Genomic DNA, 14,026 nt, shown 5'->3' on the forward strand with positions numbered 1-14,026 from the left:
CTACTGCTATTAGCTTATAAAAAGTACACTTAAATATTTAAATTAATGCATTTATATCTAGGGTCTGTTGATCTTTGAGGATTAAAATTTGTTCAAATTAGGTGCTATTTAATCGCGGCGCGAGATTTGTAACCTAGTGGGCTCAATAACTGCTCCTGCGTTGTTCTAATGGCTTACACCCATGTAAGAATAAGTAAAAACCGAGCAAAGCTTCCGCGTCTTGCTCACGCCCCTTACCTACATCCATGCAGGCAACAAAGAGTAAATAGCGCCTAGGAAGAACCCTTTGAGCAGCGCCTGTTTGGCATTAATGCTACGTTATCGCCCATTTATGGGGAGTAACCACACTGCATAGGCTCTGCCTTGCCTGAATACTAAACAGGCTACTGAAAATTCAACCTTGAAAGATCAACAAACCCTAGCCTTTCTATTACTTACCTAAAGTATACCGAGTGTTCACTTAACGACTAAAACAAAAACTCACTGACTCTAGCGCTTAAATTTAGTTTCTAAAATAACAGAAGATGTTGTGCGCTCTACTCCATCCAGATTTCCTATATCGTCAAGTAAATGGCTAAGCTGCTCTAAATTTTGAGCCTGTACTACAGCAATTAAATCAAACTCACCACTTATGGCATAGAGCTGCGAAATTGCATCAATTTGCTTAAGCTCAATATTTGTTTTAGTTGTTAGTTTTTGTCTTACTTTTATAGACACATGAGCTGATACCATTTTACTGAGGTAGTCATCTCCATAATCAACGCTATAGCCTTTAATTACACCCGTTTCTTCTAGTTTGAGCATACGGCTTTGTACCGTTGAACGAGATAAGTCAAGCATTCGAGCAAGATCAGAAATACTCGCTCTAGCGTTTGTTTTTAGTACAGAAAGTAGCTTTTCATCTTGTGGAGTTATCATAATGGTTATTTTCTTCGTTATTTTGTCTTTTATTTTAATCATTTTTCACAAAATAGCACTGCAATTTTAATAGCTAACCTTCGATAATGACCTCTACAAGAAATAATAACGTGTTTGCTGAAGAATAAAGGCTATATTCTTCTTTGAGTTAGCAACTAATCTTTTATCTAAGCCCATTAAATTTAGGTGTAAAAATGCAAGTAACAAGAGACTTATTTAACGACGTAATGGTACCAAACTATAATCCATCGGCAATCATTCCAGTTCGTGGTGAAGGTTCACGCGTTTGGGATCAAAATGATAACGAGTTTATCGATTTTGCTGGTGGTATTGCCGTTAACTGTTTGGGTCACTGTCATCCTGCATTAGTTAAAGCATTAAAAGAGCAAGGCGAAAAAATTTGGCATTTATCGAATGTTATGACCAATGAGCCAGCACTTCGTTTAGCTCAAAAAATGGTTGAAGCAACATTCGCTGATAAAGTTTACTTTGCAAACTCAGGCGCAGAAGCAAACGAAGCAGCCCTTAAGCTAGCGCGTCGTTATGCACTGGACGTATATGGCGCTGAAAAAACGCAAATTATTGCATTTAATAAAGGTTTTCATGGTCGCACATTCTTTACAGTAACTGTGGGCGGGCAAGCTGCATATTCTGACGGCTTTGGTCCAAAACCTGCTGACATAGTACATTGTGACTTTAACGATATAGCAGCATTTGAAGCACTGATCAGCGATAAAACATGTGCTGTTATGATGGAACCATTACAAGGTGAAGGCGGTATTATTTCACCAACAGATGAATTTGCTAAAAAAGTACGTGAACTTTGTACTAAACATAACGCGTTACTTATTTTTGATGAAGTACAAACGGGTGTTGGTCGCACAGGCGATTTATACGCTTATGAAGGTTTAGGTGTTGTTCCTGACATTTTAACAACGGCAAAAGCATTAGGCGGTGGTTTTCCAATTGGCGCTATGATCACTCGTACACCAATTGCTGAGCATTTAAAAATTGGTACTCACGGTTCTACTTATGGCGGAAACGCACTTGCTTGTGCTGTAGCCGAAGCGGCATTTGATACAGTAAATACACCAGACGTACTAAACGGTGTTAAAGAGCGCGAGCAATTATTCCGTGACGGATTAAACGCAATTAACGAAAAATACAACGTATTTAGCGAAGTACGTGGTAAAGGCTTATTAATTGGCGCAGTACTAAATGACAAATTTGAAGGACGTGCACGCGACTTTTTAGTAGCAAGTGCTAATAATGGTTTAATGAACCTTGTAGCTGGCATGAATGTAATTCGCTTTACACCGTCTTTAGTTATCCCGTTTGAAGATATTAAAGAAGGCTTAGCGCGCTTTGAAAAAGCCGTTAGCGATGTAGTAAACGGTTAATATAGTTTAAATTAGCACGCCTACTGGCGTGCTATTGGAGCAAGCAATAAATGCAAGTATTACGTCCTATTACTGCCAATGATTTTGACGCGCTTAAACAAATAGCGATTGAATCCGGTCATGGGTTTACCTCTTTACCTGTGGACGATGCACAGCTTAAAGAAAAAATTGAACGTGCTGAAAAAAGCTTTGCCAAAAACATTAACCAGCCACTTGATGAAAGCTATTTATTTGTTTTAGAGGACAGTGAAACAGGTGACGTTATTGGCACAACCGCTATAGAAGCCGCAGTAGGTTTATCGGTGCCTTTATATCATTATCATTTAGGTAAAACAGTACACCACTCGCCTACTTTAAATGTATATAACACCGTTGATATTTTGAGCATGTGTAACGACTACACAGGTTGCTCTGAAATATGCACATTATTTTTGCGCGAAAATAGCCGTAAAGGTTTAACAGGTCGATTTTTATCACGTTCACGCTTTTTGTTTATGGCTCAGCATAGCGAGCGTTTTGCCGATACTGTTATCGCAGAAATGCGCGGTGTTAGCGACGAAGACGGCCATTCTCCTTTTTGGCAATGGCTGCAAGAGCACTTTTTTAGTATTGAATTTCCAGAAGCGGATCACTTAGTTGGCTTAGGCGATAAGGTATTTATTAGCGAGTTAATGCCTAAATACCCTATTTATGTGAACTTGCTTAGCAAGAAAGCCCAAGCAGTTATTGGGCATGTGCATGAAAAAACAAAACCTGCGCTAAAATTATTAGAAAAAGAAGGTTTTGAGCACAGAGGCTACGTTGACTTATTTGACGCAGGTCCAACGGTTGAAGCAAAGCTTGGTAATATTCGCAGCATTCGCGACTCTCAAGTTTGCCCTATTACTATTGGTGAGCTTGATCACATATCACAAAATAGCTCTGATACGCTGGCTGTATGTAATCAAGGCGTAAGTGGCTTTAGAGCAACATTTACCAAAGACGCACATTACAATCATGCAAAACATACTCTCGTCATTAGCCAAGATGTGGCTAAAGCACTTAATTTAAGTCAAGGAGATGCAGCGCGATTTTTCCGCCTGTAAATTATTTATGAATACACACCTAATTAATAACCAGTGGCATGTGGGCCTTGGTCCAGCATTTGAGTCAATCAATCCAAGTAATGGCGATGTGGTATGGCAAGGTAATGGCGCAAACGCTGATCAAGTAGATTCAGCTATAAAAGCAGCCAGAGCAGCACAGGTACAATGGGCAGATAAGCCGCTTGAAGAGCGTATAGCCATTTTAGAAAACTTCGCAGCTCAATTAAAAGAACACAGTGAAGAATTTGCGACCATAATTGCACGCGAAACAGGTAAGCCATTATGGGAAACCCGCACCGAAGTGGGCGCAATGACAGGCAAAGTAGCTATATCTGTAAAAGCATACCATGAACGTACCGGTACAACCGAAAACCCAATGCCAGGTGCTAAAGCGTTTATTAGACACAAACCGCATGGCGTTGTGGCTATTTTTGGTCCGTATAACTTTCCGGGGCATTTACCAAACGGGCATATTGTTCCTGCAATTTTAGCAGGCAACACCGTAGTATTTAAGCCATCAGAACTAACACCGCACGTTGCAGAATTCACCCTCTCACTTTGGTTAAAAGCGGGCTTACCAGCGGGTGTTATTAACCTTGTCCAAGGTGAAATTGAAACAGGCAAAGCGCTTGCTTCTCATAAAGATATAGATGGATTGTTTTTTACCGGTAGCTCAAACACAGGTCACTTACTACATAAGCAATTTGCAGGGTACCCTGGCAAAATTTTAGCACTTGAAATGGGCGGTAATAATCCTCTTATTGTAAAAGATGTGAGTGATGTAAGCGCTGCTGTGCACGATATTATTCAATCAGGCTTTATTACCTCAGGTCAGCGCTGTACGTGTGCACGCCGCTTATTTATTGAAAAATCGCTCAATGGCGATGCTATTTTAGAAAAGCTAATAAGCGCGACTAAAAACATAGTTGTAGACGACAGTTTTGCTACAGAGCAGCCTTTTATGGGTGCAATGATAAGCGAAAAAGCAGCACTGGGTATGGTCGCTGCGCAAAGTGAATTAGTGTCAAAAGGCGCGCAAATCCTTGTTGAACTTAAGCAATTAAAACCAAGCACGGGCTTTGTAAGCCCGGGCATTATCGATGTAACAAACATTACCAACATGCCAGATGAAGAACATTTTGGACCGCTAATTAAAGTATATCGCTTTGATGATTTTGACAGCGCAATCATTGAAGCCAACAACACAAGCTTTGGCTTATCTGCAGGTTTATTGGCTGATAACGAAGATGATTACACTCACTTTTTAAAGCGCATTCGTGCAGGGATTGTTAACTGGAACCGCCCTATTACGGGTGCCTCTAGTGCAGCTCCATTTGGCGGTATTGGCGCCAGTGGTAATCACAGAGCAAGTGCCTATTACGCCGCTGATTATTGTGCATACCCTGTGGCATCTGTTGAGTCAGACAAAGTGAGCTTACCGCAAACCCTAGCGCCAGGCTTGATAATTGAATAAGTAATAAACCAAAATTTTAGATTTAAGGATTTAACATGCATACTGATGTAAACACATTATTTGAGAGCCTTTGGAAAAACTACTTAAACGTAACACCATCGGCAGTCAAAATTCATGACCTTTTAGGGTCAACGCAAAAAAATGACATTATTAACGATCATATTGCGCTGCGTACGTTTAATATTGAAAAAGTGGGTCTTGAAAAGCTCGCTGCTCACTTTTTAGCTATTGGTTACAAAGAATGTGGTGAGTACCATTTTGAAGCTAAAAAACTCTATGCAAAGCACTACGAGCATAGCGATCCTAATCAGCCAAAAGTGTTTATTTCTGAGCTATTAGTTGAAAAATGCTCGCCTGAGTTACAAGCCATCGTAACCGACATGGTTGACAAAATTGATGAAAGCGCAGTAACAGCTGATAACTTTTTGTATTCAGGCACGCATTGGCAAGTAAGCACCGATACTTATAAGCAGCTGCTAGCTGAAAGCGAATATGCAGCGTGGATGTCGGCGTGGGGCTACCGCGCCAATCACTTTACCGTAAATATTAATACGCTTGCTAAGTTTGATAACATTCATGATGTTAACCAAGCCCTAAAAGACGCTGGCTTTTCGCTTAATACGTCAGGCGGCGAAGTTAAAGGCTCACCAGAGGTGTTACTAGAGCAATCGTCAACACTTGCTGATGAATACTCTGTTACCTTTAGTGACGGTGATATGAGCATCCCTAGCTGTTTTTATGAGTTTGCTATTCGTTACCCTAAAGCCGACGGTGAGCTTTATACTGGTTTTGTTGCAGCCTCAGCTGACAAAATATTTGAAAGCACCAATGCTCGATAGCAAAACCTAAAGTACTTTATTTAAAAAGCCCGTTATGGGCTTTTTTTATGTCGGTAGGTTATGTTGATTAATTATAAAAATAACGGTTTATAATCGTTTTCTAACTTTTCAAACGATAAATCGCCAATAAAGCGGCCAAAGCTCAACCAAGTTGCCAAACCGCGTAAGTCTTTAAAGTGTGGTGGCACAAATTGTGGGCTCTCTATTACGCCTAAATCATGAAGCTGCGATATTAATCTAAAGTCATCTATCGATATTTTACCTACCAGTAATAAAGGGAGTCTATCTATTCGACCAAGCTGTATCGCCACGCGTATTAAGTTATAAACCAGTACAAAGCCTTTAATGTAGGCAATATCTTTTGTAAAAGGCAGGCCTGTTGGCGTACTGCCTCTAAATACACGCTGCGCGAGTGTGTAGCTGTCATCTTTTGATAAACCTTGCGCTACATAGTCACGGTAAATATCTACAAATTCAGCGCCATCTATTACCTTTGTAACGGCTTGAATACGATTCACTAATTTAGATAAACGCCTTGGAGTCGATTTTAAAGTAATAATTTCGGTTAATACCGCTAGGCCTTCTTGGGTAATAGTAGAGCTAGGCGTGCCTTTACTCAAACACGTTAAATAAGGCTGAGCTAAACCATTTTGAGTGGTACCTACGTGTATCCACCCTTCGTGAACTTCCAATATATCAAGTTCACGCTGAGAAAACTTAACATCTTGATTAAGCTTTATATTATTAGCACCTGCGGCTGCATCACTAACAATACCATCGCTAAGCATTACCTCTACATTTATGCCTGCCATACTGGCATTTACTTGCTCAGACAAAATACGCACAGCATCAACAGCATCAATATTTTTAGGGTCGTCAGGCAGTATGTCGGCTATAAGTAAATTTTGCAGCGGTTTATCTAGCATATTAGCTAGCTCAGAAAGTGAGGGCTCACCAGCATGGAATAAGTCTTTAGGGTGACCAAATAACTCCACCGATAAGTCATGAAACTCTGGCGTTCCACGATATTCAAGCATACTTAATACCGTTTTATACTCGGTGCACATTTTTCCCATATATTGAGCAATCGGATTTAACTGCCCCAATTGGTTAATAATGTTACGGTGCAAAGTAGAAAATGCTTGGCGTAACTCGCTAGGTACAAAACCAAGGTCGCGCTGTTGATAATATGCACGATCGATGAGTGGGTTTTTTTGACATTTCTGTCTAAAAAACTCCTCTTTAGTTTGTTTATCCCAATTAATAGCATCGAGTATCCTAATTGGAGTTTGCAATGCAATTAATTGATCCGATAACTCACGAGTTTTTAGTAGTAACGCCTTGTCTATCATGCTCTAAGCTCAACAATAAATGAGTTTTGAGCATAATTTAAAAAAGCGAAATTACAAAGCAATATCACACTTTTTTAGCTATTGTTTTTAAGATGATCGACCCTCATATCTGTATCGTATGAGTTACTAAACGAAGGGCATAAAACATGAAAAACGAAATCGACAATAAACAGATTTTAGCCGTATATGAACGTATAATTCAAAAAGGTGAAATGACTGATGAAGGCAAGCATTATCAAGGTGTTACTGCTTATTCAGACGTAGATGGCTACACAGTATACCTACAAGGTAGCGGCGTTGAACTGCGCTTTGGTTTTCATAATACTTACCACCTTGACTACGAACATGAAAAGCATAAAGACGACTTTTTGAAAAAATTATATAACATTGCAAACGAGAGCTAATGCACCCACGAAAACGCAGACACCGCCCTACCAGTAAGCTCAATACTACTTTTATAAACCAAGTAGTAGAAGAGCTTAGAGCTGATCCAAGCAAAATCTCAATTATTCAAGACAATTTAGAACAGTACCGTGCTCAAACTCATTTAAAGCGTGGTTTTTTACTGGCTATAGAGCGCTTTGATTGGGTTTTTGAAGCAAGCAAAGATATAGACTTTATTTGCCAGCAAATTTTAGCTGATGACTATATTGGCAATAGACTAAGACGTTACCCCCTACTTTTTAAAGGCGTTATTAATAATGCCGACCTTCCAAAACCAAGCGCTTTAAAACGATAAAACCACAAAGTTTACTCTCTATATAAATTTATTAGAGCACTAAGCAATTGCAGGTTTAGTGCGCTTTTGTATTAAATTAATACTATTAGTACTCTAACTATTACTGCACTAATGATTATTGATCATTTTATTCATTTATTGCTGTAAACAAATCATTACTATTATTTAATTTCAAAATAAAATTCACAAGCCTTTGTTTTAAATAAAATAAAACAAAGTAAAACCTTATCTTCTTTATCGCATTAGTTGCGCTTTTATTAATGATTAATCTACATTTTGGCATCTAGATATTTACTTCAGCCTTGAATTGTTAGAGCTATTACCTTAAGCTTATGTTTATTGAACGTTCAATTAATAAAAATTATGCCTAAAGTCGGAATGGAACCTGTCAGACGTCAGCAGCTAATTGACGCGACTATAGAGTCAGTTGCAACTAATGGACTACAAGGCACAACTATAAACAGCATTAGTAAAAATGCCGGTTTATCGTCAGGCATTATTAGTCATTATTTTGGTGGTAAGCAGGGGTTAATTGAAGCCACTGTTAGATACTTACTAACAAGCTTAAAACAAGGCTTGATAAGTAAAGTAAATAACCAAACGAATGCCATTGAACGTTTAATGATTATTATCGAAGCCAACTTTGCGCTTGTACAACAGCGTAATGATACAACCCGAACGTGGTTAAGTTTTTGGGCGCAATCGATGCATGATGAAGAATTACACAGACTACAAAACGTAAACAGTAAACGCTTGCAAAGTAATTTAGCATTTTCTTTTAAGCAATTAATGCCTATTGAGCAAGCAAAGCAAGCTGCAGAACTTAGCGCCGCAATGATCGATGGCCTATGGTTAAGAGCAGTACTGAGTAAATCAGACAATAATCAGTTTAAACACAGTGAAAAGTTAGCAAAAAGCTACGTACTTTCACTTATCAAGCAATATGGAGCCTAGCGTGACTACACCTGTCTATCAAAATTTTATTAACGGCCATTTTCTTGCAAACCAGAACGGCAAAACATTTGATGTAACAAACCCAGCAACGGGCGAGGTTATTTACGCAGTAGAAATTGCCGACGAATTTATTCAAAACGCAGCCATTGCCAGTGCAAAGCAAGGTTTTGCTCAGTGGTCAGCAATGACACCCATTGAACGTAGTCGCATTTTATTAAAAGCAGTGGCTATTTTACGCGAGCGCAACGATGAGCTTGCACTTGTAGAAGTACTCGACACCGGTAAACCAATGCAAGAAGCAAATTGTGTTGATATTGAAACCGGCGCTGATGTAATTGAATACTTTGCAGGCCTTGCGCCAGCACAAGTAGGACAACAACAAATGGTTGGTGATGACTTTTACTACACACGTAAAGAGCCATTAGGTATTTGTGCGGGTATTGGTGCATGGAACTACCCACTACAAATTGCGTGTTGGAAGTCGGGCCCTGCCCTTGCAGCTGGTAATGCATTTATATTCAAACCATCTGAAGAAACACCACTTGGCGCAATTAAACTTGCAGAAGTATTTGTTGAAGCTGGCGTACCTGCAGGTGTGTTTAATGTTGTTCAAGGCGCGGGCGATGTAGGCCAGTGGCTAACACAGCATAGCGATATTGATAAAGTATCGTTTACGGGTGAAGTAGGCACAGGTAAAAAAGTAGTGGCAAGTGCTGCCGGTACTTTAAAAGATGTCACGATGGAACTTGGTGGTAAATCTCCATTATTAGTATTTGATGATGCCAACATTGAGCAAGCAGTTAGCGCTGCTATGTTAGGTAACTTTTATACGCAAGGCGAAATTTGTACTAACTGTACACGTATTTACGTTCATAAAAATGTATATCAGCAGTTTATTGATGAGCTTAAAGCGCGCACTGAGAAAAACATTATTGCTGGCGACCCACAAGATTTAAATACTAACTTTGGCGCACTTATTTCTAAAAAGCACCAAGAACTAGTAATGAGCTACGTTAATAAAGGCATCGAAGAAGGTGCAACGCTATTAACCGGTGGTACAACGCTTTCACCTAAATCTGCACCTAATGGCTATTTTGTAGCACCGACTGTGTTTATTGATTGTAATGACGACATGACTATTGTTAAAGAAGAAATATTTGGCCCTGTAATGAGCGTGCTTATTTTTGACGATGAAGACGATGTTATTGCACGCGCTAACGGGACTCACCTAGGCTTAGCTGCAGGCGTATTTACTAGCGATATTAAACGTGCGCACCGCGTAATTCATAAGTTACAAGCCGGTATTTGTTGGATTAATGCATACGGTAACTCACCTGCTGAAATGCCAGTTGGCGGTTATAAGCAATCGGGTATTGGCCGTGAAAATGGTATACAAACTCTTGATCAATACACGCAAACTAAGTCTATTTATGTTGGTATGGCCGACATAGAAAGCCCATTTTAAGGCGCCCTACTATGAGTAATCATTACGACTATATTATTGTTGGCGCGGGTTCGGCTGGTTGTGTTTTAGCAAACCGTTTATCTGAAGATTCAAGCAACCGCGTGTTACTACTTGAAACTGGCGGTAGCGATAAAAGTATTTTTATAAAAATGCCAACCGCGTTATCTATTCCTATGAATAGTGACAAATACGCATGGCAGTTTCATACGCAGCCTGAGCCTCATTTAGATAACCGTGAGATGCATTGTCCTCGAGGCAAAGTGTTAGGCGGCTCGTCATCTATTAATGGCATGGTATATGTACGTGGCCACGCAAAAGATTTTGACGAATGGCAGCAACACGGTGCAAACGGCTGGGATTACCAATCGTGTTTACCGTATTTTCAAAAAGCAGAAAGCTTTTACCTTGGTGAAAATACTTACCGTGGTGGCAAAGGCCCGCTTGGCGTTAATAACGGCAACGAAATGAAAAACCCGCTTTACCGCACCTTTATCAAAGCAGGTGTACAAGCCGGTTATGCTTCTACAGATGATTATAATGCGTCGCAGCAAGAGGGTTTTGGCCCAATGCACATGACCGTAAAAGACGGCGTGCGCAGCTCTGCTTCTCGTGAGTATTTAGACCCTGTTAAATCGCGTAGTAATTTAACAATTATTACAGGTGCACTAGCACAACGCGTGATTTTAGATGGTAAAAAAGCCACTGGCATTGAATACAAAGTAAATGGCGACGTTAAAACTGCACATGCTGCAAAAGACGTTGTACTAAGTGCAGGGCCAATTGGCTCTCCACATATTTTACAACTCTCTGGTATTGGTGATACTCAAGTGCTTGAAAAAGCAGGCGTTGAAGTACAGCATCATTTACCAGGTGTTGGTCAAAACTTACAAGATCATCTTGAGTTTTACTTTCAATACAAGTGTAAGCAACCTATCACACTTAACGGCAAGCTAGGCATTGTTTCAAAAGGTTTGATTGGCGCGCGCTGGTTATTAACGCGTTCGGGTTTAGGTGCAACGAATCATTTTGAATCGTGTGCGTTTATTCGCTCAAAGCCCGGTGTTGAATGGCCAGATATTCAGTATCACTTTTTACCAGCGGCTATGCGTTACGATGGTAGAAGTGCATTTGCAGGTCATGGTTTTCAGGTACATGTTGGTCATAACAAACCAAAAAGTCGCGGTAGTGTGACTATTGCTTCTGCTAATCCTGAGCAACCACCAACCATTTTATTTAATTACCTTGAACATCAAGACGATATTGAAGGCTTTAGAGCATGCGTTCGCTTAACACGCGACATAATCGAACAAAGTGCCTTTGATGAATACCGCGATGAAGAAATTCAACCCGGTAAACATATTCAAACAGATGAAGAAATAGATGCCTTTGTACGCCAAGCCGTAGAAAGTGCCTACCACCCTTCTTGCTCATGCAAAATGGGTGAAGATGATATGGCCGTTGTTAACTCAAATACGCAAGTACGTGGTATTGAAGGGTTACGAGTTGTTGACTCATCTATATTCCCAACTGTTCCTAACGGAAACTTGAATGCGCCTACTATTATGGTTGCCGAAAAAGCAGCTGACATAATTTTAGGTAAAGACCCATTACAGAAATCGGATGTGAATGTTGCCATAACAACAAACTGGCAAGAAACACAACGTAGTACGGAGATCTAACTTTAGCCACATGCTTAGGTTTAGTCTCGTCGGGCTAAGCCAATGCGTGCCTTGCAGTGGCACACGATGTAAATAGGTTACGTTGTGTTAATGCGAGAATAAAACAATAAAATACGGAGTGCTTATGAATTATTTTTATTCATTACTGGAGGGTAACAATGACTATTTGGCTTAATGCAGGGATCATTTTTACCTTACTTGCCATTATCACTATTTTAATTAAATGGGGTAATGTTCGCGTAGTAGGTGTAACACCAGTTCGAACCTTTACGTTTATAGCAATACTATTTACTTCTGGCCTAGATGTTGGCCTTATCATGTTTCCTTTAACTGAGTTTGCAGGTTATGCAGACATAAAAGCAAGCCCAGAATACGCGTTTGCAAATCCACTGGCTATTGAGTTTGGCTACTGGGGATTTTTGATCTGGGGATTTTACTTTCTTACGTGCTTTTATTTCTGTGTAATAGAACCTAAAGTGAAATTTTTCGAAATTCCTTGGGTTAAATTTATCAATAACGTTGTAATTATTGGTACATGTGCATTTACCGCTTATTTGCTGCTTACAAACCTACCGTGGTATTTACCCGAATTAGGTGATGGAACAAGTATAGTTTCTGAGTTTTACTTAATTGTGTTTGCGGCTATCTGTTTTGCTGTGTACTCAAGTACTGATATTAAATATGTACGTATTTTAAGTATTTCTACTACGTGGTTATTTTTAGCTTTAATCGCCTTTATGTGGGCTGGCGCATTTGTGATTGGTGATAGTCAAATGTCAGCATTTACAGATAACTTAGGCTCTATTGGTACTTACTTTGCAAACATTAATGAATTTGTTTTACCGCTTAATGATTACCATGAGTTCTACTTATTCTGGTGGTTTGCGTGGAGCATAATGATTGGTCAATTTACATCACGCTTTGTTGGTGGACTTAAAACATACCAAGTATTAGGTGCTATGTTGATTTTCCCTTCTATTCCTATTGCGATTTGGTTTAGCGTGCTATACCAATACCATGAAGCGGGCATTCCAACTCAAGGCATTAAAAACTTTGCAATGGTATTTGTAGGTATTGTATTTGTAATTAACTCACTTGATTCGTTAGTGCGTTTATATACAGATAACCTAAACTTTACCGTAAAGCGTTTTGGCAAAATGAAATACATGATCGGAAATGTTGTCGCTTTATCGTTACTTACACTATTGTTTAAATTAGAATTTTTACAAATTCAGTGGGTAGGCGCATTGGTTATTGGATTGTTCTTTATCTGTGCTGGTTTTATCGGATACAGCAAGTTTAAAACAGTTACAAACATAGACAGCTCACCAAAAGCAAACGAAATTGATTACACAAAAATAGATACAGTACACTAGGGATTAATAATGAATAACAAACTAAAACAACTTGTAGTAGCACTACCATTTGCACTTTTATCAACAACCGCAGCTGCTGATTGGTCAACAACAATCACTGCAGCCTCTGATTATACATTTAACGGTGTGAGCCAAACTGATAGCGATCCTGCTATTCAAGGCAGTTTAGACTATGCTTTTGATAGCGGTGTATACGCAGGCGTATGGGCTTCAAATGTTGATTTTGGTGATGACACTGATTTTGAACTTGATGCTTATGTAGGTAAGTATGTGCAGCTTAATGAGCAATTGAGCGTTGACTACGGTATTGCTTATTACACTTATCAAGGTAATAACAGCGATGGTAACTACGCTGAAGCTTACACTAAGTTTGGTTATGCAAGTGAATACGGCCAAACTGAGCTTAACTTTTGGTACAGCTGGGATTATTTTGGTCAAGGTGGAGGCCATGTAATCTCAATGATTGCACACACCTATGAGCTGGCTCCAAATCATGCACTACGTGCAAGCTTTGATATTTCAAACTCGCTTGATGGACAAAAATGGGCGTGGGACGTAAACGAGAAAAAATCATACAATCATTACCGTTTAGCATATCAAACTAGTTATGAAGGGTTTGGTATTGAAGTGGCCGCTGAAAACACAAGCTTAGATTACGATTATGCTGATGAGCGTATCGTACTTGCCGTTTCTCGCACATTTGATCTTTAATACAATAATTACTGATTAAACAAAAAATGCCACT

At 39.5% G+C, this 14,026-nt stretch carries 13 protein-coding genes; 11 read left to right on the top strand and 2 right to left on the bottom strand.

Annotation, left to right across the window (positions count from 1 at the left end; translation table 11 throughout):
* Positions 1-489 precede the first annotated feature (489 nt).
* Positions 490-918, bottom strand: coding sequence for an Lrp/AsnC family transcriptional regulator (locus I6E85_RS08000; RefSeq protein ID WP_002958609.1), 429 nt, complete (start codon positions 916-918; stop codon positions 490-492).
* Positions 919-1,112: 194 nt separating this feature from the next.
* Here I6E85_RS08000 and I6E85_RS08005 point away from each other — a divergent pair, with 194 nt between their 5' ends.
* Genes I6E85_RS08005 through I6E85_RS08020 form a run of 4 tightly spaced genes read left to right on the top strand, consistent with a single transcriptional unit; the run spans position 1,113 to position 5,716 of the window.
* Positions 1,113-2,318, top strand: a complete 1,206-nt coding sequence (locus tag I6E85_RS08005; protein ID WP_007580760.1) for an aspartate aminotransferase family protein — start codon at positions 1,113-1,115, stop codon at positions 2,316-2,318.
* Positions 2,319-2,368: 50 nt separating this feature from the next.
* Positions 2,369-3,403, top strand: a complete 1,035-nt coding sequence (gene astA, locus I6E85_RS08010) for an arginine N-succinyltransferase (protein WP_007580762.1) — start codon at positions 2,369-2,371, stop codon at positions 3,401-3,403.
* Positions 3,404-3,410: 7 nt separating this feature from the next.
* Entirely contained in the window at positions 3,411-4,877 is a 1,467-nt protein-coding gene (gene astD, locus I6E85_RS08015) for a succinylglutamate-semialdehyde dehydrogenase (RefSeq protein ID WP_197236803.1), read from the top strand.
* A gap of 35 nt (positions 4,878-4,912) precedes the next feature.
* On the top strand, positions 4,913-5,716 hold the full coding sequence (locus I6E85_RS08020; protein WP_197236804.1) for a DUF1338 domain-containing protein: 804 nt from the start codon (positions 4,913-4,915) through the stop codon (positions 5,714-5,716).
* 71 nt (positions 5,717-5,787) lie between these two features.
* Here I6E85_RS08020 and I6E85_RS08025 read toward each other — a convergent pair whose 3' ends face one another.
* Complete coding sequence (locus I6E85_RS08025; protein WP_008169642.1) at positions 5,788-7,068, bottom strand: flavohemoglobin expression-modulating QEGLA motif protein; 1,281 nt, start codon at positions 7,066-7,068, stop codon at positions 5,788-5,790.
* A gap of 146 nt (positions 7,069-7,214) precedes the next feature.
* Between I6E85_RS08025 and I6E85_RS08030 the strand changes: the two genes are divergently transcribed.
* The 7 genes from I6E85_RS08030 to I6E85_RS08060 all read left to right on the top strand — a co-directional run bounded on the left by I6E85_RS08030 (position 7,215) and on the right by I6E85_RS08060 (position 13,992).
* Positions 7,215-7,472, top strand: coding sequence for a DUF3081 domain-containing protein (locus tag I6E85_RS08030; RefSeq protein ID WP_002958616.1), 258 nt, complete (start codon positions 7,215-7,217; stop codon positions 7,470-7,472).
* Positions 7,472-7,807, top strand: a complete 336-nt coding sequence (locus I6E85_RS08035) for a hypothetical protein (RefSeq protein WP_197236805.1) — start codon at positions 7,472-7,474, stop codon at positions 7,805-7,807. The genes I6E85_RS08030 and I6E85_RS08035 overlap by 1 nt, the downstream gene beginning before the upstream one ends.
* Positions 7,808-8,185: 378 nt before the next feature.
* On the top strand, positions 8,186-8,761 hold the full coding sequence (betI, locus tag I6E85_RS08040; RefSeq protein ID WP_010553010.1) for a transcriptional regulator BetI: 576 nt from the start codon (positions 8,186-8,188) through the stop codon (positions 8,759-8,761).
* Between the two features lies 1 nt (position 8,762).
* The gene (betB, locus tag I6E85_RS08045; protein WP_007580777.1) at positions 8,763-10,226 is read left to right on the top strand and encodes a betaine-aldehyde dehydrogenase; all 1,464 of its coding nucleotides are present in this window, start codon (positions 8,763-8,765) and stop codon (positions 10,224-10,226) included.
* 11 nt (positions 10,227-10,237) lie between these two features.
* Positions 10,238-11,905, top strand: a complete 1,668-nt coding sequence (gene betA, locus I6E85_RS08050) for a choline dehydrogenase (protein ID WP_197236806.1) — start codon at positions 10,238-10,240, stop codon at positions 11,903-11,905.
* A 158-nt stretch (positions 11,906-12,063) separates the two neighbouring features.
* A complete protein-coding gene (locus I6E85_RS08055; RefSeq protein WP_197236807.1) occupies positions 12,064-13,281 on the top strand; it encodes a BCCT family transporter in 1,218 nt (405 codons plus the stop codon).
* Between the two features lie 9 nt (positions 13,282-13,290).
* On the top strand, positions 13,291-13,992 hold the full coding sequence (locus tag I6E85_RS08060) for a TorF family putative porin (protein WP_024592113.1): 702 nt from the start codon (positions 13,291-13,293) through the stop codon (positions 13,990-13,992).
* The last annotated feature ends 34 nt before the right edge of the window (positions 13,993-14,026 follow it).

The organism is Pseudoalteromonas sp. NZS71 (genome assembly GCF_015864715.1).
GTDB lineage: Bacteria > Pseudomonadota > Gammaproteobacteria > Enterobacterales > Alteromonadaceae > Pseudoalteromonas > Pseudoalteromonas arctica.

Coding starts and splice junctions, on each gene's coding strand:
- I6E85_RS08000 (WP_002958609.1), bottom strand. CDS start 918: ATGATAACTCCACAAGATGAAAAGCTACTTTCTGTACTAAAAACAAAC.
- I6E85_RS08005 (WP_007580760.1), top strand. CDS start 1,113: ATGCAAGTAACAAGAGACTTATTTAACGACGTAATGGTACCAAACTAT.
- astA (WP_007580762.1), top strand. CDS start 2,369: ATGCAAGTATTACGTCCTATTACTGCCAATGATTTTGACGCGCTTAAA.
- astD (WP_197236803.1), top strand. CDS start 3,411: ATGAATACACACCTAATTAATAACCAGTGGCATGTGGGCCTTGGTCCA.
- I6E85_RS08020 (WP_197236804.1), top strand. CDS start 4,913: ATGCATACTGATGTAAACACATTATTTGAGAGCCTTTGGAAAAACTAC.
- I6E85_RS08025 (WP_008169642.1), bottom strand. CDS start 7,068: ATGATAGACAAGGCGTTACTACTAAAAACTCGTGAGTTATCGGATCAA.
- I6E85_RS08030 (WP_002958616.1), top strand. CDS start 7,215: ATGAAAAACGAAATCGACAATAAACAGATTTTAGCCGTATATGAACGT.
- I6E85_RS08035 (WP_197236805.1), top strand. CDS start 7,472: ATGCACCCACGAAAACGCAGACACCGCCCTACCAGTAAGCTCAATACT.
- betI (WP_010553010.1), top strand. CDS start 8,186: ATGGAACCTGTCAGACGTCAGCAGCTAATTGACGCGACTATAGAGTCA.
- betA (WP_197236806.1), top strand. CDS start 10,238: ATGAGTAATCATTACGACTATATTATTGTTGGCGCGGGTTCGGCTGGT.
- I6E85_RS08055 (WP_197236807.1), top strand. CDS start 12,064: ATGACTATTTGGCTTAATGCAGGGATCATTTTTACCTTACTTGCCATT.
- I6E85_RS08060 (WP_024592113.1), top strand. CDS start 13,291: ATGAATAACAAACTAAAACAACTTGTAGTAGCACTACCATTTGCACTT.